The sequence below is a fragment of the Paenibacillus sp. FSL R5-0914 genome, assembly GCF_038004525.1.
Classification (GTDB): domain Bacteria; phylum Bacillota; class Bacilli; order Paenibacillales; family Paenibacillaceae; genus Paenibacillus_AQ.
Map to the genome: position 1 here is coordinate 690,047 of NZ_JBBORH010000001.1, position 19,091 is coordinate 709,137.

Annotated in this window: 12 protein-coding genes; all 12 read right to left on the reverse strand. The window is 42.4% G+C overall.

Annotated elements, in window-relative coordinates:
• Positions 1 to 136: 136 nt before the first annotated feature.
• The 12 genes from MKX60_RS02880 to MKX60_RS02935 all read right to left on the reverse strand — a co-directional run bounded on the left by MKX60_RS02880 (position 137) and on the right by MKX60_RS02935 (position 19,027).
• The gene (locus MKX60_RS02880; RefSeq protein ID WP_339244288.1) at positions 137 to 1,678 is read right to left on the reverse strand and encodes a glycosyltransferase family 39 protein; all 1,542 of its coding nucleotides are present in this window, start codon (positions 1,676 to 1,678) and stop codon (positions 137 to 139) included.
• A 29-nt stretch (positions 1,679 to 1,707) separates the two neighbouring features.
• Positions 1,708 to 3,768 carry a glycosyltransferase family 2 protein gene (locus tag MKX60_RS02885; protein WP_339244287.1) on the reverse strand — a complete coding sequence of 687 codons (2,061 nt, stop codon included), beginning with the start codon at positions 3,766 to 3,768 and terminating at the stop codon, positions 1,708 to 1,710.
• Positions 3,765 to 5,153: a sugar phosphate nucleotidyltransferase gene (locus MKX60_RS02890; RefSeq protein ID WP_341059050.1), complete on the reverse strand. Its 1,389-nt coding sequence runs from the start codon at positions 5,151 to 5,153 to the stop codon at positions 3,765 to 3,767. The genes MKX60_RS02885 and MKX60_RS02890 overlap by 4 nt, the downstream gene beginning before the upstream one ends.
• 424 nt (positions 5,154 to 5,577) lie before the next feature.
• Complete coding sequence (locus MKX60_RS02895) at positions 5,578 to 7,083, reverse strand: CehA/McbA family metallohydrolase (protein WP_341059051.1); 1,506 nt, start codon at positions 7,081 to 7,083, stop codon at positions 5,578 to 5,580.
• A 46-nt stretch (positions 7,084 to 7,129) separates the two neighbouring features.
• The gene (locus MKX60_RS02900) at positions 7,130 to 7,987 is read right to left on the reverse strand and encodes a DMT family transporter (protein ID WP_339244283.1); all 858 of its coding nucleotides are present in this window, start codon (positions 7,985 to 7,987) and stop codon (positions 7,130 to 7,132) included.
• Between the two features lie 7 nt (positions 7,988 to 7,994).
• Entirely contained in the window at positions 7,995 to 9,140 is a 1,146-nt protein-coding gene (locus MKX60_RS02905; RefSeq protein WP_341059053.1) for a glycoside hydrolase family 88 protein, read from the reverse strand.
• 232 nt (positions 9,141 to 9,372) lie between these two features.
• A complete protein-coding gene (locus MKX60_RS02910; protein ID WP_341059055.1) occupies positions 9,373 to 11,130 on the reverse strand; it encodes a glycoside hydrolase family 35 protein in 1,758 nt (585 codons plus the stop codon).
• A 54-nt stretch (positions 11,131 to 11,184) separates the two neighbouring features.
• Positions 11,185 to 12,852 carry a DUF4091 domain-containing protein gene (locus MKX60_RS02915; RefSeq protein WP_341060263.1) on the reverse strand — a complete coding sequence of 556 codons (1,668 nt, stop codon included), beginning with the start codon at positions 12,850 to 12,852 and terminating at the stop codon, positions 11,185 to 11,187.
• Between the two features lie 96 nt (positions 12,853 to 12,948).
• Entirely contained in the window at positions 12,949 to 14,466 is a 1,518-nt protein-coding gene (locus MKX60_RS02920) for an extracellular solute-binding protein (protein ID WP_339268174.1), read from the reverse strand.
• Positions 14,467 to 14,521: 55 nt separating this feature from the next.
• Positions 14,522 to 15,403, reverse strand: coding sequence for a carbohydrate ABC transporter permease (locus MKX60_RS02925; protein WP_339244278.1), 882 nt, complete (start codon positions 15,401 to 15,403; stop codon positions 14,522 to 14,524).
• Positions 15,403 to 16,398, reverse strand: a complete 996-nt coding sequence (locus MKX60_RS02930) for an ABC transporter permease (RefSeq protein WP_445253164.1) — start codon at positions 16,396 to 16,398, stop codon at positions 15,403 to 15,405. The genes MKX60_RS02925 and MKX60_RS02930 overlap by 1 nt, the downstream gene beginning before the upstream one ends.
• Positions 16,399 to 16,717: 319 nt before the next feature.
• A complete protein-coding gene (locus tag MKX60_RS02935) occupies positions 16,718 to 19,027 on the reverse strand; it encodes a helix-turn-helix domain-containing protein (RefSeq protein ID WP_339244277.1) in 2,310 nt (769 codons plus the stop codon).
• Positions 19,028 to 19,091 lie beyond the last annotated feature (64 nt).

Here is a 19,091-nt window from a genome sequence, read left to right on the forward strand (position 1 = left end):
TTCTACAAGTCTTTAGACAGGTCATAGAAAGCAAAAAACCACATCCTCATGCGGATGTGGTTTTGGGTAGAGGCGAGGGGATTTGTTGTTGATGATAGCTTAGGACTTAGGAGGTGAAGGATTCATTATTTCAAGCCTACTTCACCTTATATAGTTTCCAATAACCATTAAACTCTTGATACAATGTAGTCCACTCTGCTCCATTTTCATAGAGATCCGGATACTTTTGGTTCACTCCATCTATGGACAAAACGGCTTTCGGGTTTGGAAGCAGGATAAAATCAATGTTATGCTCTGCAGGATTTTCAAGCGATTCTACAAAATCATCATCACTTGTTATAACGAAGTTTTTAGGATTGCTGCTGCCCATAATAATTCTAAAGCTGCTGAATGAGTCTGTAAGAATCATCTGGTTAGGCACATTTTTATTAATGAATGCTGTTACCGCTGCGCCAGCTTGTTGTTCTTCAAACAGCTTATTTTGACGGAAAGCCTCATATTCATCGGATGCGATTTTCGGATTATTCATCATCATACCCATGACTACTCCGCTTATAAGCATCCCAATAATGAGCAGGGTTGATCCTACTTTACGAAATCTCATTTTGCTAATCTCGTAAGGAATCCACGCAACAACGATCGGAAATACATACATGTAGTATCGAATCCACGCTGCAGTCCCTCCCCTTAGCAAAAGAATAACTTGCATCGAAGGTATTGAGAGTGCAAGTATAAGCAGCATGAGAAAATCCCATCTGAATATTCGCCGCTCTATGATACGCATCACAAATATGATAATGAGCGGTATACTGAAATACCATAAACGCTCCGCAACGAAAATTAAAGTAGAAATAGGGTTATTAACCAGCGAAGTAAATTTCTCATCTTCCATTAATAAGGTAGCTTGTCCTAAATTCCCGTAGCTGGATGTCAGAAAGTAAAATCCATCCCCCATAATTGTATAGTTGAAGAAAATCCATAACAATCCTGAGAAAACAACCGGCGTTAATAGAAGAATCCACGTTCCCTCGACTTGCTGCAACCGCTCCTTCATTAATTCTTTTTTGGTCTGCATTATCCAGATAAGGACCGCTACTGCTAGTGCTGCCCCAAAAAATACAGTTTCGTAACGTGTCCAAAAAGCAAATGCAATTGCAATGGCTGCTATAACCAAAGGTCTTGCACCATCTTTATGCATCCAGAGCAGCATTTGGATCACAGCTATGTTAATGAAATAAATGAAGATAACCTCTGTTAGTCCATTAGCTCCATAATAAAAAATATACGGATTAAAAGCGTAAAGCAGTGCAAAGATGATGCTTAACCATTTGTTCAAACCGAATTGCTTTCCAGCCTTTACTAATAACGCTACAGTTAGAGCAGCAAATAAGCTGGAAACAATAACGGCAGCTAATCCTTCTGATGCAAGTGCTGGGAATAGGGGATAAAATACAAGTAAAATCATCTCCATAAAACTCGGGAGAGGATTCCAGACAAACCCAATATTTGCAAGGCTCGGCTCACGACTATAAAGGACATAGAAAGCATTAGCTACACGGCTTGAAGCGTCTCCCGACATAAATCCATAAATGGATGTTAGGTAATATCCTACCCCCAACTCTAGTAACAAAACCAAAAAAAAGATAATATATTTTGATCGTTTCCATGTAACTGACATTCAATTCACCTATCCATTTATTTGTTGGCCTACATCGATGTATCCATTTTTGAATTTGCATGATGTGTATCCATTGTAGCGTGTCCGTGAGTCGTTTTTTCCCAATAAAATGGCTTGGTGACGAGTTGGATTGCCGCCTTAATTGCTGCGATACTCATCAACACCCAATAAATCGGCGTCAACAATGTGTATTTGATAAGTGAAAATGAAAATACTTTATTTCCTTTATTATGTAAATCTCTTGTTACCCAGTAAATACCAACAGTAAGACTATATACAAAAATAAAATTGCCAATAAACAATTCAAATGCGGCAAAATAATAAATTGGACCTGGGAAAAATAGAGGTATGATTTCTACTTTCGCCAAATACCACAGCAACAGCATTGTCCAAAATATAGGGTTTAATAAAGGCAGCATGGGAGTTGCAAGCACCATCGCTTGAAAGCCAAAAAAGCCTTTTGCTCCGAGGTCACGCCAAAGCTGAACCGGATTACGCATATGGACAAGCCATGTTTGCATATAACCCTTAATCCACCTCGACCGCTGTCTAATCCAGTTGCCTACTCGGCTCGTTGCTTCTTCCCATGTTCTGGAGTCAACAATAGCCGTCTTGTATCCTTCTTTATATAGTCGAACTCCAAGGTCCGCGTCTTCCGTCACGTTGTACGGATCCCACGCATTAATTTTCTTCAATACATCCGTCTTAAAATGGTTTGAAGTGCCTCCCAAAGGTATTGGAATATCGAGTTGCATTACTCCTGGCAGAAGCAATTCAAACCACATGCTATATTCATGAGTGAACCAGCGGGTTAGCAGATTTTGATTGCTGTTGTAATAATTAAGCTTTGCCTGTATACAGCAAACATTTTCTTGACTCGCCTGAAAGGCAAGGTATACCTTTTTCAGTTGATCTGGATCGGGACGATCTTCCGCATCATAAATAACTACATATTCTCCTCTTGCCCGTATAAGACCGTAGTTGCAAGCTTTTGGTTTAGTCTTGGGCAAGCTGTGCGGCACAACAAGCACCGTAAAATAAGATGGAGGCTTGAACGCTCTCAGTAATTCCTGGGCTTCGACATCGTCCTCTTCAATTAGCAGCCTGACATCCAATTTCGATCTAGGATAATCTAAGTTTTCAATATTTCGAATAAGCTGTGGAATGATATTGCTTTCCTTATAGATAGGAACCAGTATGCTATATACCGGCAAGGATCTTTCATCTATAGCTGCAATTTCTTCCTCCGTGTACCTAAGCTGAGCTGATTCCTTTGCCCCGTAGATTAAAATGGAATATTTAAAGACCGACATCAATAAATATCCGATTTGAACAACGATGTTAAATATGATTAATGTCCATAGCCAATCCCATATCAAACCGCCCACAAATAATACACCGGATATAAGTAATCCAATGGTTTGTCTTTTCGTAAACGTAATATGTGCGGAATCTTCTGGTTTTTCGGCTATAAGCTTATCCGTACTTTCCAACATGAGCTCCTCGACGTAAACTTCTTTCCAGAATAATTCCATCTCGTCTCTAGTTGCCATTACTTGTTCAATCGGGCTGTCCAGGTATCTTTCTAGTTCCCTCACCTGTTCCTGAGATAGAATGCTACTCACCGCTACCAAGTACCGGTTGAAATCTCTATTTAAAATAATCGCATTATAAGCACGGGCCATCGTTTCTGGCAATTTATGCTCCTGCTCAAATGAAAACTCCACGCCGATACGACCCATATTATTCTGAGTGGCAATGGCCCGATATAGCTGATCAGGTTCAATAAAACGGAACGATAACAAAATATCTCCCAGAATACCTCCACTTTTCTGTTGAAACAAAAGAGCTTGATCCAGCTGTTCTTGCGTAATCTGCCCTGTATTCACCAGCATTTCGCCTAGTCGTCCTTTGCTTGGAAGCTGCTGAGTGAATAATTGAATCGCTTCGCGATCCACACCTTCTAGTTTCATAATAATATCGCCTAGGCGACCGCCAAATCTTGTCTGGTAATCGATAGCTTCTTGCAGCTGTTCGTTCGTAATTAAGCCTTCGCTCAACAGTGCATCCCCAATACGTACAGGCTTCATACGAATATTCTTCCTTTCCTTAGGAGCCTGTGCTCTTCCCAGTCGTAGTCATATCTTGTTATGTCTTCTTCACTAACTTCAACACCAATTTGAACCTCAATCAGGTCAAGGCCATCTATCGCCCTAATTGCATGTTTCGATCCACACTTAATATGAATCACATCGCCTGAACTCACGGTAAAGCGTTGCTCATCAACAACGACATCCCCATTTCCGCTAATAATCGTCCATATTTCTTCGCGCATCGTATGAATCTGGTAGCTAATATGTTTTCTAGCCCATACATGCACCCGCTTCGTAACTACGTGCTGGTCCATCTCGTTTTTCTCTATATCAATCACACGGTACCATCCATATAGGGTCTCTTCGTACATAGGCCTTGCTGAAATGGGCTTTATCAGTTCCTTTAGCTTGGGACTGAGTTTTTTATCCGCGAACAAAATCCCGTCTGGACTGGCCGCGATAATTGCATTGGAAATCCCCATCACAACGATTGGGATCTGCAATTCATTGACGATATGTGTATTTACACTATCCTCACTTAGAATACCTTTTCCATTCAAGTAACTTGGCATCGTGGTTGTCCATTCATCCCAAGTTCCCAGATCACTCCATTTTCCTTCATACGGTTTCACGACAACGTTTCTTTCCTTCTCAACCACTTCATAATCAAAGCTGATGGCAGGCATCGTGTGATATTGAGTAAGAAGCTCCTCGTATTGCCTAGGCCGTTGTGACGCATCCAATAATTGAAGTAGATAGCCTAAGCGGAAAACAAATACCCCGCAATTCCATAGCGCACCCAAAGCAATCAATTGTGATGCTTCGTCTGAAGCAGGCTTTTCAACAAATCGGTCAATTGTTAACAAAGCTGCATTATCATCTGAAGAATCAGGAAGAATATAACCGAACTTCTCTGAAGGATGTGTCGGTTTCAAGCCAATAAGCCCTATATTTGCTGTCGATGATTCAAATTCAAGCGCAAGCTGCCTAATAGCAGCAAAAAAGCCTTCATCCGATTCAACATCGACAGGCATGACTACAACTACCTCATCTTCGTTCACATTCCATTTTGTATGCAAAAAACTCGATGCTAGACATATTGCCGGGAAAGTATCCCTCTTAACGGGCTCGAGCACGAGAGTAACATCATCGCCAAGTTGAGATTCGATGACCTCTTGCTGTACCCTGCTTGCTGCAATGATCGCCGAAGAAGCAAGATCATACTTTTTTAAGTTGTTCCATACTCGTTGGATCATTGAAGTTTGACTTTCATTAATGCCATTATCACTATTCATTACCTTTATAAACTGTTTCGAACGATAGTCGTTTGACAACGGCCATAATCGCTTTCCAGATCCGCCAGATAAAAGTATTATTTTCATAGTATTCTCCTTCTAGCTATTAATGAAAGATCAAATATCTCAATGAAAGGAACCTAAAGGCAGCACTATTAATCTAGTTATTTGACGATACTCATCCAAAATGGCAAATAGCCGTAATCACATCTAGATAATTCATACATAATCTAACATATTAACCTTCCAAATACTAGAATTCTACATTTTCCTTAAAAAAGGATCCTATTATACAAAAAAATATGGTCAAATTGTTACGAGGACCCTAGAGATTATAAATAAAGCAAAAACCACATCCTCTTGCTGATGTGGTTTTACATGGCGGACCCGAATTGTAGCTATGCGAAATCACAATTCACCTGAGCTCAGAACCTGGGTAGCCTATTTACGTGTATACGGTTTGTAAAATTGTCTTATCCGCTAGCTTCAACAATAAATGCAGCATCTATTTTCACGTCAGGTTCGCACTTGCCAAGAGCTCGTTATAAGTTGTGATCTGCGGCTTCTTAGAACCATAATAAACTGGATTCGTAAAGGCGAGCAGCGTCCCCGCTTCATCACGAATGTCAAAGCGATACCAGTTATACGTTCTCTCTTCTAAAGCTATATTCCATTCCAGCACCTCTGGTACTTCTCCTGTGGCCGTTATAGCTACATCCCTTACCGATTCAGCAATTCCGTTGTGGATCAGTGTCACTCGAGCGTTGACATCACTTGCTACGCTTAATGTGCAAGTCACCTCATGAGATGCTATTTCTCCTTGTTCCTGACTGAATGCAGCAGACAGGTCACTGCCGAAGCGATAAGTATTACCACCAGCTTGAATCGATGCATCAATCACTGGACCACGCGATACATAAACATGCCCATTTCGCACACCTTCTAATACTGCATCTGCACTCAGATCATCACACCACACATACGTAGCAGGATCCCCGATTAAAGAAGGAATTGGGCTATCATCATAGCTCTCAGTTGGTAGCATATGTGAGTCAGAGCCGCCAATACCTGTAATGCGGTAGCCTTCATTCCAGCTTGCTGTCCATAACTGCAATGCTTTCTCGGTAGCTACATTGTTAGGAGAAAAGGTCGGGTCATTCCATATTTCCATGGAATGTACTCCCTCCAACTGCGTCTCTCCGTATAGCCAAGCCCATGGCGTCAGCATCGGATGATTAATTGAGCAAATCGCCCCCAGCTCTGCCGCCTCTTTCATCAATCGATCCATACCCTGCTGAGTGGTTAGGCCTCCATCCGGTGAGGTTGCTCGCCAATCGATCCATTTTCGAAGTCCAAGTGCATTCCAATGTCCGTCGCCAGCTGTTACCTCTACACCTGGAATGACGAGCGCATCTCCTTTAGCCCAAGATGTAGACATTACATTGTGATCTGTCGCTACAAAGAAATCCATACCTTGCTTCAGTGCCTGCTCACGATTCATAAGCTGAGTCATCTTGCCATCGGACAACACGGTATGCGTATGGAAATCGCCCTTGTACCAACGGCTTCCTGCCTGCCATATCTTCGCCCAGTCATAGTTTTCCATTATGAAGCCAGCATTCAGCTTGCCGCTGTTCCAATACTCACGTTCGCCCTGAATTTGCGCAGATACATACTCGTCTGGCAATGTGCCACAACCAAATTCCCACTCAGCTTCAAAAGTTCTGCCTTCTTCATTTGAAACTTCAAGCATCCATGTGCCGGTCATAATCGGCCCTGGCACCGCTATTGAACTCGTTAATTCCGGCTGGTTATGAACGACAATGAGCCGCTCGTTTCCACCATCCAGGAAGCAGAATCGAATATGTTTTTCTGAATCAAACAAATGTAATCGTCCCCACGATTTCTCCTTCTCATAAGTAAATCGAATCGCGAACCATTCGTACTCTTCTTCAGCCTCAATCGGGAAGTAGGTATTATTCTGTTCCAGCTTAACGGAAATTTGTCCTTTATTCATAGTTAGCCACCCTCGATATTCCAAGTTTAGTTGTACAATTCTTCATCTATCCAAGTGTTCCAATAATAATTATCCCTGCCGTAATCGCAATCGACATCATGACCCGCATTCTACCCTGCTGTTCCTTCAAGACTATTATGCCTAGCAGTGTTCCGAAGACGGTGCCTATCTCTCGGATCGGAGACAGATGTGCTAAAGGGCCTAGATTCATAGCAAATAAGAATAACAAGTAAGATCCTGGCGATAAAATGGAGCCGACTATAAGTGGCACCTTATTGATCTTCCACTCCGTCTTAACCGCTTTCGAGCGCAAGGCAGGCAATGTTAGAACAAGCATATAGCCAATGTTGCACAGGGCCAGTAATGCAAGCGGTGGCATGAATTCCAATATGTTCTTATCTGTCAGGGTATAGCCTGTTATGCATAAACCAACCCCAAGAGCATACATAAGACCCTTCATATACTTCTTATCTTGCAGCAATGTTCGATTCAGCTTAAAGCCACCGATGCGGATCATTCCATAAATAATAAGCATTAAACCTGCCCATCCGAAGATGGAAAGGGACTCGTTATACATAAGTACACTTAGGACAGGAACGAGCAGTGCTCCTGTCCCACGCATAATCGGGTAAACCTGCGAAATATCACCGAACTGATACGCCTTCGATAGTAGTATGAAATACCCGCTCTGCAGCATTATAGATAGCAATATTAAGCCGTAAGCTTTCAATGGAATCGTATTGCTTACTAGCCATTCAATCAGATATGGAGTAAGCAGCAAAAAACACGGGATATTAATCATCCATAGGAACACATCTTTGTTCATGCTACGTTTCGCAAACAAATTCCATATTGAATGCGTAAAACCAGATGCTAACACGAGTATGAGTGCGATAGTTGTCATTGTTTAATCACCGAGTTTCTTGTAAAGGTTGTGACTCGTACCAGTATCCTTTTATTCCTTTTTCCAAACGTATCAGTGCTTCGAGGTAGAAATAATCGCCCCATATCATATAATCATCTGGAGCTACATTTCCTCGTACATAGTAGGACCCATGTTTTAATAATCCCTCGGCTCCTTCTTCACCAATAGTTGAATAATGAAGCACGAGTGAGGTCATCGACAGCTCAAACTTCTCTTCAAACTCAGCGCGATAGGGGTCTGTATCGTCAAGAAGACTTAGCATCTCGATCAAGCCAGCTGCGGCGATCGCTGAAGCGGAACTGTCTCGATACGTATTCGCATTAACCGGAGCATCAAAGTCCCAATAAGCCACATAATCTTCTGGCAGTTGCCCAATAAAATAGGATGCCATACGCTTCGCCGTGTCCAAGTAAACTTTATGTCCTGTGTAGCGATAGGCAAGGGAAAAGCCATAAATACCCCATGCTTGACCACGAGCCCATGTAGATCCGTTCGTAAATCCTTGATGAGTCGCTCCGCCAAGCGCTTCACCTGTTTCCGTATCAAACACAAACGTATGGTATGAGCTATCATCCCCACGCACAAGATATCGCTGGCTTTGATCAGCTTGCTTAATCGCAACCTGACGATAACGCTCTTCCCCTGTTTGTTGATAAGCCCAGAATAACAGCGGGAGATTCATGAGACAATCAATGATCATTCGTCCCCCATGCTGTGCATCACCAGACAGTCCCCAAGCTTGAATATACTGTCCATCCTCGCGCCAACGACGCATGAGTACATCTGCCGCTTGTAGTGTCAATTCTCTTGATTCCTCATCCTGCTCCACCACCCATTGCGCCTGCGAGGATAACGTATAGAGGAATCCAATGTCATGATGATCAAGAACGATGTTCTGTTCCATTCTCCGCTTGAAGCTTTTTACCGTAAGGCGTGCTGCCTCACGGTAAGCCTCGTCGCCAGAATACTCGTAGCACAGCCACAGCATTCCGCTCCAGAACCCGTTCGTCCAATCATCATTATTGTTCAATTCATACCTGCCGTTAACACTGACATGTGGGAAGCGATCTCCGAAACGCTCCACATTATTTTTGATCTTCTCCATTGCATCTTCAATTGCATGTTTCCACATGTCCTTACACCCTTTCCACGATCCATTCATCTCAGCGAAGCATTCGTTGCAGAACTGCAGCAGCCTCACCAGATAGTCTACATCCTCCTTAGCCTAATGATTGTCCATATCCTTGAATGTCTTCACATGCTCAACCAAGATGTAGGAATGTCATACAGAATGCTACTATAATTGAAATCCGTCTCTTTCTGATACCCATTCAAGGTCTCCTCCTACTGAACCCATAGTAATGTCACCCTAAGTCCGGTTGATCCTGAAGTGTAACTTGCAGGTCCTTCGTACCATGCAATTCGAACACAACAATCTCATTCTCACCGGCATGCAGCAATGGCCCTGGAACATAAAGCGTCTTTTGCGGTCCCGCCTCCCAATAACGTCCGAGATTGAAGCCATTTACGAATACAATTCCCTTTGTCCAGCCCTCAAGTGCTAGGAAGGTGTCTGCGATATCTGCCTCTTGCTCAATATGGAAGGAGCCTTTATAAAATACAGGGCCTTCTTTTCCTTCCTCAACATTAACAACAGGTTCATGTAGTAGATCGATATTGTCCATTGGTAGACTATGAATCGTCCAATCAAATAGGAACTGGAATCCCAATCGCGCACCCTCGGTAATTCCCTTACAATCTCTTAAATACGGTCCATAGTTTGTTCTGCCCATATTCTCGACTAGAATACGAAGCTCTGCTCCGCCCTCTGGTACATGGAACTCAATCGGCTGCGGATCCCAACGCTCAATAACTCCCTTATACTCTCCATCGAGAAATACGAGCGCACGATCATGTACCTCCTGCAAGACCAGTGAACAATTTTGTCTAGGACCGGAAACCTTCGTTGTATATAAAATGAAGCCATAATCCTGTCCAAGCTTCTCCATCGGCTCAGGGCAAGTCCGTTGCACAGGCGTCGACAGCACTGGCAGTAGGTCAAACAGCGGTGCTACTGGCTTCATCTGAACACTGCCATAATCCATCTTGCGAACAGGCTCAGGAAGCGGCATTAGCTCCGTATCGAGATATTTTGCAATAAGCTCCCTTAACAGAATGTACTTCTCCGTAACGTCCCCCCATTCTGTCAGTGGGCTGTCATAGTCGTAGCTAGTTACCGTTGGCTCATATATCCCGTGATTATTGGCACCATTGTAGAATCCAAAGTTTGTTCCGCCATGAAACATATAAAAGTTAACCGATCCGCCAGCCTTCAACATATCCTCAAACACATGCACAGCATCCTGTGCATCTCGCATATGATGTGGCTTGTTCCAATGATCGAACCACCCGTTCCAATACTCCATACACATTAGCGGCTTATCCGGCTGCACCTGCTTCAGACTATTAAAGGCTTCCTCGGTTCTCGAACCAAAATTAACGGTTTCTAGAACTCCTGGAACCATACCGCCTTGCAGCATGAAATCTTCCGGGCCATCTGAGGTGAACAGCAGGACGTCCATTCCACGTGAGACCATGCTTTCCTGTATATGTTCAAGATATTTCAGGTCATTGCCATAGCTTCCGTACTCGTTCTCTATCTGCATCGCGATGATCGGACCGCCATTCGTACATAACAACGGCTTCAGCTTCGGCAACAGCACATCATAATAAGAATCTATCTTAGATAAAAATGCCTCGTCATAACAGCGCAAGCGCATCCCATCCTCGGCAAGCAGCCAGGCCGGCATTCCACCGAACTCCCACTCCGCACAGATGTAAGGACTTGGGCGTACGATAACATGCAAACCTAACTCTGCTGCTGTTTCGATAAATGTGACGATATCCGCCATACCCGTAAAACAGAACTTACCTTCCTGAGGCTCATGAATATTCCATGCAACGTACGTTTCTACCGTGTTAAAGCCGCAAGCCTTCAGCTTGCTCAATCGATCCTTCCAATACTCAGGAATTACGCGAAAATAGTGAATCGCTCCTGACACAAGCGTAAGGGGTGTACCCTCATAAAGAAATTGATCTCCTTGCACTGTGAATGATGCCATATTAGATACTCCTCTACTCATGAACTCGATATAGACTCCTTCTACCTGTCATTACTATTCTGAACAAGAATTCTCGCTAACCAGACGGTTAATCTCTTCACGCTTACGGATATACCATTCTGCCTCTTGTGGGTATACTTCAAGGGATAATTCTTGCTCCAAGCCATCTTCCAATAAGGCGATTACTGCCTCTCTTCCGACTTTCTGCTCGAGTAGCTCAAGTGCGCGTAAATCTTGCAGAGCTTCCGTAAGGACCTCCAGCCTGATCGACTCGATCGGCCCCTCAGCACCTGGATATACCAAAAATGCATCGCCCGCTGGAAATCCACCTCCTGCATCCGTCACTTGAAATGGATCAATCGGATACTTCGAGAATTGTGCATACCAGAAGTTGTAACCCCAATGCAAAAACCCTTTAAGTTTTAGCTTATAAATTTGCATCCCGAGTACCCGATTACGTGATGACGGCATATGAAGAAAGCGATTAGATACGAGCTTGTATTGGGCACAGCAATAATAAGTCCATAGCCCCTCTACGCCATGATCCAGAAATGGTCGAATACCATTGCTCGCTGGAATCGGATGCTTAATTAAACCACTTTCATAAAATTCATACTCAGAGAGCGCATCAATGATCGGAAAACCTTCTAGAATTGGCCTAATAAGTTCACTCGCTGCACGATAAGTATCCATGTCCGCAAGATTCGGTTCATCCGATAGATGGAAATAAACTCGCTGTTCTAAATCATTTTCTTTAACAAACGCTAAAAGTTCTTGTAAAAATAACGTAAGGAATCCCGTGTACTCCGGATCTTTAGAATCGGTATCCCATCCAAATAGTTGCTTTAATTGACCATCAACCATAGCCATTACTTTTGGTGCATGCTTGGCACCCCATTGTGTAAATAGATGAGAGAACTCAAAATATTTCATTCCACTGCGGTCACACAGCTCTATCCAACGCTTTAATCGTTCAAAAGTGAAGTTATACTTCTCTCCTGTCCGTTCTACTTGAACAAGCTGTACGGTTGGGCGGTCTCCCCCGATCTCCGTGTCTAACGGAGGTGTAAACAAAGGGGTTAGAATCATATTCATTCCATGTTTCACCGCGGTGTGGATGTATTGCTCAATCAACTGCCAATGGTACTCGCTAAATATGTCCGTTTTATAGTAGGTAGCCAAGCAGTCTACATGGAACCATTCCGTATGTATAAGCGACTGCTCCGGCAATGTTGCCGCGATCACTTCCAGCGTAAATGTTTCCTCACTTACTAGTTCGCCGATATCATTTGCGATTTGGATACAAATATCAAATAAGCCCGCCTTAGCATTGAGCGGCACCTCAACAGTGATCCATATTGAGCGCCATTGATTCGGATAACCAGTTAAACCCCGATTCGTATCGAACGGAATTAACGCATCTGGATAAAGACCCGACGTGCTTCTTAAGACATGTTCATCTGCATCGTGATAGTTCACCATATTAGCAGGCACTAGCTCTACAGTTCGCACAGTGATATTGGGCCCCAACTCGGATTGCTCGGCCCGAACTTGAAGCGACCGCATAAGTACATTTGCCCGATATGCAACCTGGAAAGAATAGGATTCACCAAGTAGTGCCGAGCCTCTAAGTTGAGTTGGTGCATGCAGTTCTTCATCAGCAAATACCTTGATTAATGAACTGATACATCTTGTTTCCATCCGTGCAGCTCTATTCAACATTTCCACTTCTTTTCCCCCCATATGAATTGGTAAAAAGGATAAGCCCGGCAAACTCGACTGACTATTCGAACTTACCGGGCTTATTTAATTACTTAATTACTTACTTGCTTTGTAAGCATCGCTAGTATCTTTGAGATGCTGCTGGAAGCTCGGGTCTGCTTTCAGTCCATTAATAAACTTGTCCCAATCCTCCAAGCTGGATTTTTTGATAACGACATTTGTATACATATCAACAAACTTCTTCTGCCAATCGCCGCCTTTTTCCATCCACGCTTCGGTATTTGGCAATCCTGCAGCAGGATTCTTAATCGAAGATTCTGAGATTGTATCGATCAGCTTACGATTGTACTCTAATACTTCTGCTGGCATTCCAGGTCCTTCAGCACGTTGGTATTTATTGAAGAAACCAGAAATCCATTGTGCTGTTGTCGCTGTACCGTATCCTTGCTTCTTACCTTCATCTGTTTGAACAATAGAACCATCTTCAGAAACGGTATAATCCTTGTCTTTGATACCATAAGTCACGAGATTGTAGCCTTCTTGAGTAGCCGTTTCGTTGTAAACTTCAAGAATCTTCTTGAGCTTGTCTTCACTAACCGATTTGTTAACTAGGAACAATCCATAATAACCATAAGCTTGCTCATTGTATTTCTTGCCGTCTTTTGCAGCTGGAATTTCATACGCCTTCAACTCAGCTTCAGGCTTAACCTTCTGCAACTCTTGGCCAAACATAAATGCTTCGTTAATATTACCGAATGAGATGCCCGCTTTGCCTTGAATCATCATTTCTTTCACTTGGCTTGACTTCATAACTGGTAAGTCCGGTGTAATAAGACCATCACCATAAGCCTTGCTCCAGAATTCAAGCGCTTCTCTCGCTTCAGCTGTTAGCCAGTATGGCTCAAGACCGCCATCAGCTGTTTCCTTCCACGATGTACCTGCACCAAACATCGTCATCATATAAGGACTGACACTTGCCTGTACCATACCGTAAGTATCGTTTTTACCGTTTTTGTCCGGGTCATTCTTTGTAAAGGCCTCTAACACTTTGTAGAACTCTTCCATAGTAGTAGGAGCAGTCAATCCTACGTTTTTGAGCCAGTCTTCACGAATCAACAGCGACTCATGCCCGTCCAATGGACGAACGCGTGGAATACCATAAGATTTTCCTTTGAACTTAATATTGTTAATTGCATTCTCCGGATAGCCTGCTAGATTAGGATAGTCTGGCAGGAAAGGAGTCAAATCCCAGAATGCACCTTGATCTATTGCAGTTGAGAACGCAGGGTCATTAATATCCTCGATGAGAACGACATCTGGCAAACTCTTCGAAGCAAGCAATGCATTCAACTTTTCTTTATAGTTATTAATTGGATAGAAGTCTATCTGAAGCTTTACATTCAATTTTTCATTCAGCTGTAGAATGCTTTCAAGATCACTACTAGGGGATTCACCATAAGTCATCGTACCGATATTGATTTCAACTGGCTTTTGCTGCTCAGACTTGGAAGCATCTCCAGCAGAATTGGTCTCACCACCCTTTGCACAACCCACCAACATGCTTGTAGTGAGAACTAACACCAATAACATGGTCATCCAACTTCTTTTTTTCATTTGTAAAAACCCTCCCTTTTATCTAATAAATTAATATATAAGCTTGGTTTACCCCTTAACCCTTCACGGAGCCAACCAACATACCCTTAACAAAGTACTTCTGAAGGAACGGGTAGACCATAATGATAGGTAGAGAAGCAACGACTACTGCCGCCATCTTAATCGTCTCTGGAGGAAGCATCTGCTCACTCTGTAGCATAGCAGCTACGGATGGATCTGCTATATTCGTTGAAGCTTGTATCAGCATCATCTGCAGCACAACCTGCATCGGCCGAAGTTCATCTGAGTTGATGTACAAAACGCCATTGAAGTACGTATTCCAGAAACCTACTGCAAAGAATAGACCGAATGCAGCGACCGCTGACAGCGAGATCGGGAACATAATTTTGAAAAAGACTCCGATATCATTACATCCATCAATCTTCGCTGCTTCCTCTAACTCCTCCGGCAGTTCCTGATAGAAGTTCTTCATCAAGAATACATACCATGCGCTTGTAATTGCCGGTAATATCAACGACCAGATGGAGTCAATAAGACCTAATCCTTCAACTAACATGAAATTTGGAATCATTCCTGGGTTGAACAACATCGTCATTAGAATAGCAACTAGGAAAAACTTCTTCCCGAAGAATCGTTTCCGTGATAGAGAATACGCCAAGGCACTCGTCACCATAATACTAATCGCAGAGCCAACAATAGCTAAGAAGGCACTAACCCCTAATGAGCTCATAAACATCTTGGTTGATAGAATGTACTTATAGGAGGAAAGACTCCAGTTTTCCGGAATAATAATTAATGGCTTGCTCAAATATTCCGAAGGATCTGTAAAGGATACGATAATGACATAAAGAAAAGGTAGTAGTGTTACAAGCCCGATTAAACTGAGCACCGTATAAATGATGCCGTTTGTCACTTTATAGCCGAGGGACTTATTCATTAGTAAAGACCCTCCTCACCGAATTTTTTAGCTAACTGATTGGCTGTTACTACAAGTACAAGACCAACAACCGACTTGAATACTCCAACGACTGTCGCATAACTGAAACGACCATTCTGTATCCCAGCCCGATACACATATGTATCAAAGACATCCGCAACATGCGCTACGGGAGAACTCATCATCAAGAAGATCTGTTCAAACCCTACCTCCATCACTTGACCGAGCCTGAGTATGAGCAACACGACGATTGTACTCCTGATGCAAGGCACTGTAATCTTCATAATCTGTTTCCAACGGTTCGCACCATCAATTTGAGCCGCCTCATACATTTCTTGATTGATACCTGCAATTGCAGCCAAGAAGATGATTGTACCCCACCCGGCTTCTTTCCATATGCTCTGCGCAGTTAACAAACCCCAGAAGTAATTCGGCTCTGTCAAGAAAGCTATTGGCTGACCGCCAAGCTCGACAATAATCTTGTTAACAATTCCATCGCTCTGTCCAAGAATAATAAAACAGATACCAGCAATGATTACCCAAGATAAAAAGTGAGGTAAATAAACTATCGTTTGTATTACTTTCTTAAATCTCATACTCCGAACCTCGTTAATGAGTAATGCAAGAACGATCGGAATCGGGAAGAAGAAGATGATATTTAGCAAGCTAATCGCCATCGTATTTCTAAATAAGAGAAAGAAGTCTGGATTCGTGAAAAACTCACGAAAATATTTGAATCCGACCCATTCGCTTTCCCAGAACCCTAGGTATGGAGAATAGTTTTTAAATGCTAAACCTAGCCCCCATAGCGGGAAGTACTTGAAGATTAAAAAGAAGAGAAGACCTGGAAGTGCTAGTAAGTACAAATATTTCTCTCGACCAAATATGACTTTGAATCGAGCCCATAGGGAGTCTTTCGGATTTAATCTTTGTCTGTCGGCTTCATATGCCTGTGATAAACTTGCGTTCGCTAATTTAAGATTAGATTGCGGCAAGGGTTTCACCACCTCCAACGATTTTGTTTGAACCTGGTTGACTGTAACGTTTCATGTCTGCATCTTACAAGCTGCAACGCCCATCAACAATGACCAATTCTTATTCGCCTGAGATCCTTGTGCAATAATTGCGAATAGCTTGATACTACTGGGTTTATGAACACTTCTAGTCTCAATAATTAACCTCATTAGCCCTGAGAGATTATAAATTTGCACCTCATAAAAATCAAAAAAAGACTTGCAAGAACGAGAGGTTTCATTTCTCTCGCTCTTGGCAAAGTCTTATTAAAAAAAAGTGCATTTAATTTAGTCAGGAATACTATTTTCGATGCATCTCTCGATATTGCCCCGGCGGTAAGCCCACCTGCTTCTTAAATACACGAATGAAATTTTTAGGGTTATATCCTACCTGCTCCGCTATTTCATTGACCAATAAATCAGTCGTTTCTAACAACTCCTGGGCTTTGGCTACACGCAATTGTGTTAAATACTCGATAAAGGAAATATTCATCGTCCGCTTAAACAACTTGCTTAAATATTGCGGGCTCAAATTGCATATCTGTGCACACTGGTCAAGAGAGATATCAAGATGATAGTTTGCCTCGATATAGTCCGTGACCTTCTCAATAAATTGCTCATACTCTTGATTCTTCTTACTATTCACATACAGCATAATCGGTTCGAATATACGATCCATAAACCACTCATTAATTGAATGTATAGTTGTGAGTTTTCTCAGATTTACATTGAGTTCACTAGTTGTATAGCCAAATAATTGCTCCGAATTTATATCCATTAAATATACCATTCGTAAAGTAGTAGACAACAGCTGATCGTAAGACATCATAATGAGCTCTGGATTGTGTACAGCGGATTGTACTTTATCAGAGAATGCATCAAGCATCCGCTTAGTTTCAGAGAGATCTCCCACCAGCAGCGAATCGGTCAGATGGTTCTCAATCTCCGTTGGATAACGGTACATCATCGAAATCGCAAGCCCTTTGCTCTCAATAATCTGATTTCCCCCATTAATCATCCGCGAGTGAATCGCAAGCTGCGCCTCACGATATAAATCAGGCAACTCCTCCACATGCGATGTGGTTCGACTCAAACCGATCGTCGCCGGAGATTTCAAAAAATGAGTAATCTGCTCACGTATCCTATCAATCACAGGCTTCAGCTTATCTGACCAAACGTCTACCTCTTCATGCTCTGTCCATAGCCAAACCACAACTTGATCATTAAAAGAGTTGATGACCAAGCCCTCCAGTTGCTGATGCTCCAATAATTCTGTCGTCATATTCTTTATGATGAAGAGAATTAGATCCCTATCCGTCTCTTGGAACTTGGTCACATCCGATAGGTGATCATAGGCAATAATAAATACAACTGCACACTGCTTCTCCGGAATAGAATGCCTGCGCAGAAGCTCCAGTAAATATTCACGACGGTCATGAGTAAACTGCCCCTCCATTAACCTTAAGGCGAACAGCTCGCGAATAAGTGGAAATTGTTCATTTAATTGTTCTTCTAGTTGACTCGCTTTACGGTTAATTTCCTTCCAACGCTGATTCACATAACTGAACTCATCCGTTCCCATATCCGCGGTTTGATTATCGCTGATGAGAGAGACTAGCTTCCGAATCGGACTATACACTTTCCTAGTGCCGATCATCGCCAATGCAATTCCTGCAGCAAGTACAGCAATTACAATTCCTATCGTAATGCCTGCAATCTGCCTTGCACTGCTATACAGTTCCGCCGTCGGGATCATATCCACAAACAACATCTTTTGGATTGGAGATTCCGTAGAGGTCACTAAGTACTCTCGGTCCTGCCATCGATAGATAAACTCTTGCTCACCTTTTTTTGTAACCGTTATCAATTCATACAAGTCTTCAGGCACTTCGCTTCCGTTCAAATGGAATACAAGTTGACCGGTGTTATCCATCACATACATTTGCTCATGCTCGTATTTAAGAAATTGTTTTGTCAGTGATTCAAACGCTTTATTATCTATGATGACCTGGATAAATCCGATAGGTTCTTTTGAATGTAAAGGTACTGTACTTGTTAACGTTATTCCTGAATCATAGTCTTTGCCACCCTGAGAATAGCCTACTTTCCAATCTAGTTGCTGATTTTTATCCAGTAGGTTCGCATACTTCTCCCGTTCCACTGCTGATTCGATCTTTATTCCACCGTAAGTTGATGATATTAAGTAGTTCTCATCCAATGTATATAGCGCAATATCCTTAACACGAGAATTTCCGTTCATAAAAGCTAACAAATTCTGATATACACCCGTATAGAAGCTGGAATAATTGGTTCGCTTCATTTCATTCAAGTCTGAAGTAAAGAACGAGCTCAGTTCCATCTGGACTAAGTTATTCTGAACCGCTTCCAACTCGGTATCCATCGTCCTTGAAGCGTAATTCAAGATTTGAGTAATATCTTGGCTAACATTATCTTTAATAGCATTAGAAGTTAATGCATAACTAGCGATTCCAACGATAACGATAGGAATGATCGATGAAAATAATGTATATGCAATCATTTTGCGATAAAATGATGGATACTTCAGCAATCTTTTATTCCAAATTGTTCGGTAATCATCTTTAAGCTTCATATTGTAATCTCCCAAGTTGATAAACTATGTCCTCAGCGTACAAATCATTTGATATGAAGTCAAT

Excerpts from the sequence above, each read along its gene's own strand:
- MKX60_RS02910 (WP_341059055.1), bottom strand. The coding sequence starts at position 11,130 with ATGGCATCATTCACAGTGCAAGGAGATCAATTTCTTTATGAGGGTACA.
- MKX60_RS02895 (WP_341059051.1), bottom strand. The coding sequence starts at position 7,083 with ATGAATAAAGGACAAATTTCCGTTAAGCTGGAACAGAATAATACCTAC.
- MKX60_RS02915 (WP_341060263.1), bottom strand. The coding sequence starts at position 12,852 with ATGTTGAATAGAGCTGCACGGATGGAAACAAGATGTATCAGTTCATTA.
- MKX60_RS02905 (WP_341059053.1), bottom strand. The coding sequence starts at position 9,140 with ATGTGGAAACATGCAATTGAAGATGCAATGGAGAAGATCAAAAATAAT.
- MKX60_RS02925 (WP_339244278.1), bottom strand. The coding sequence starts at position 15,403 with ATGAATAAGTCCCTCGGCTATAAAGTGACAAACGGCATCATTTATACG.
- MKX60_RS02935 (WP_339244277.1), bottom strand. The coding sequence starts at position 19,027 with ATGAAGCTTAAAGATGATTACCGAACAATTTGGAATAAAAGATTGCTG.
- MKX60_RS02880 (WP_339244288.1), bottom strand. The coding sequence starts at position 1,678 with ATGTCAGTTACATGGAAACGATCAAAATATATTATCTTTTTTTTGGTT.
- MKX60_RS02890 (WP_341059050.1), bottom strand. The coding sequence starts at position 5,153 with ATGAAAATAATACTTTTATCTGGCGGATCTGGAAAGCGATTATGGCCG.
- MKX60_RS02920 (WP_339268174.1), bottom strand. The coding sequence starts at position 14,466 with ATGAAAAAAAGAAGTTGGATGACCATGTTATTGGTGTTAGTTCTCACT.
- MKX60_RS02885 (WP_339244287.1), bottom strand. The coding sequence starts at position 3,768 with ATGAAGCCTGTACGTATTGGGGATGCACTGTTGAGCGAAGGCTTAATT.
- MKX60_RS02900 (WP_339244283.1), bottom strand. The coding sequence starts at position 7,987 with ATGACAACTATCGCACTCATACTCGTGTTAGCATCTGGTTTTACGCAT.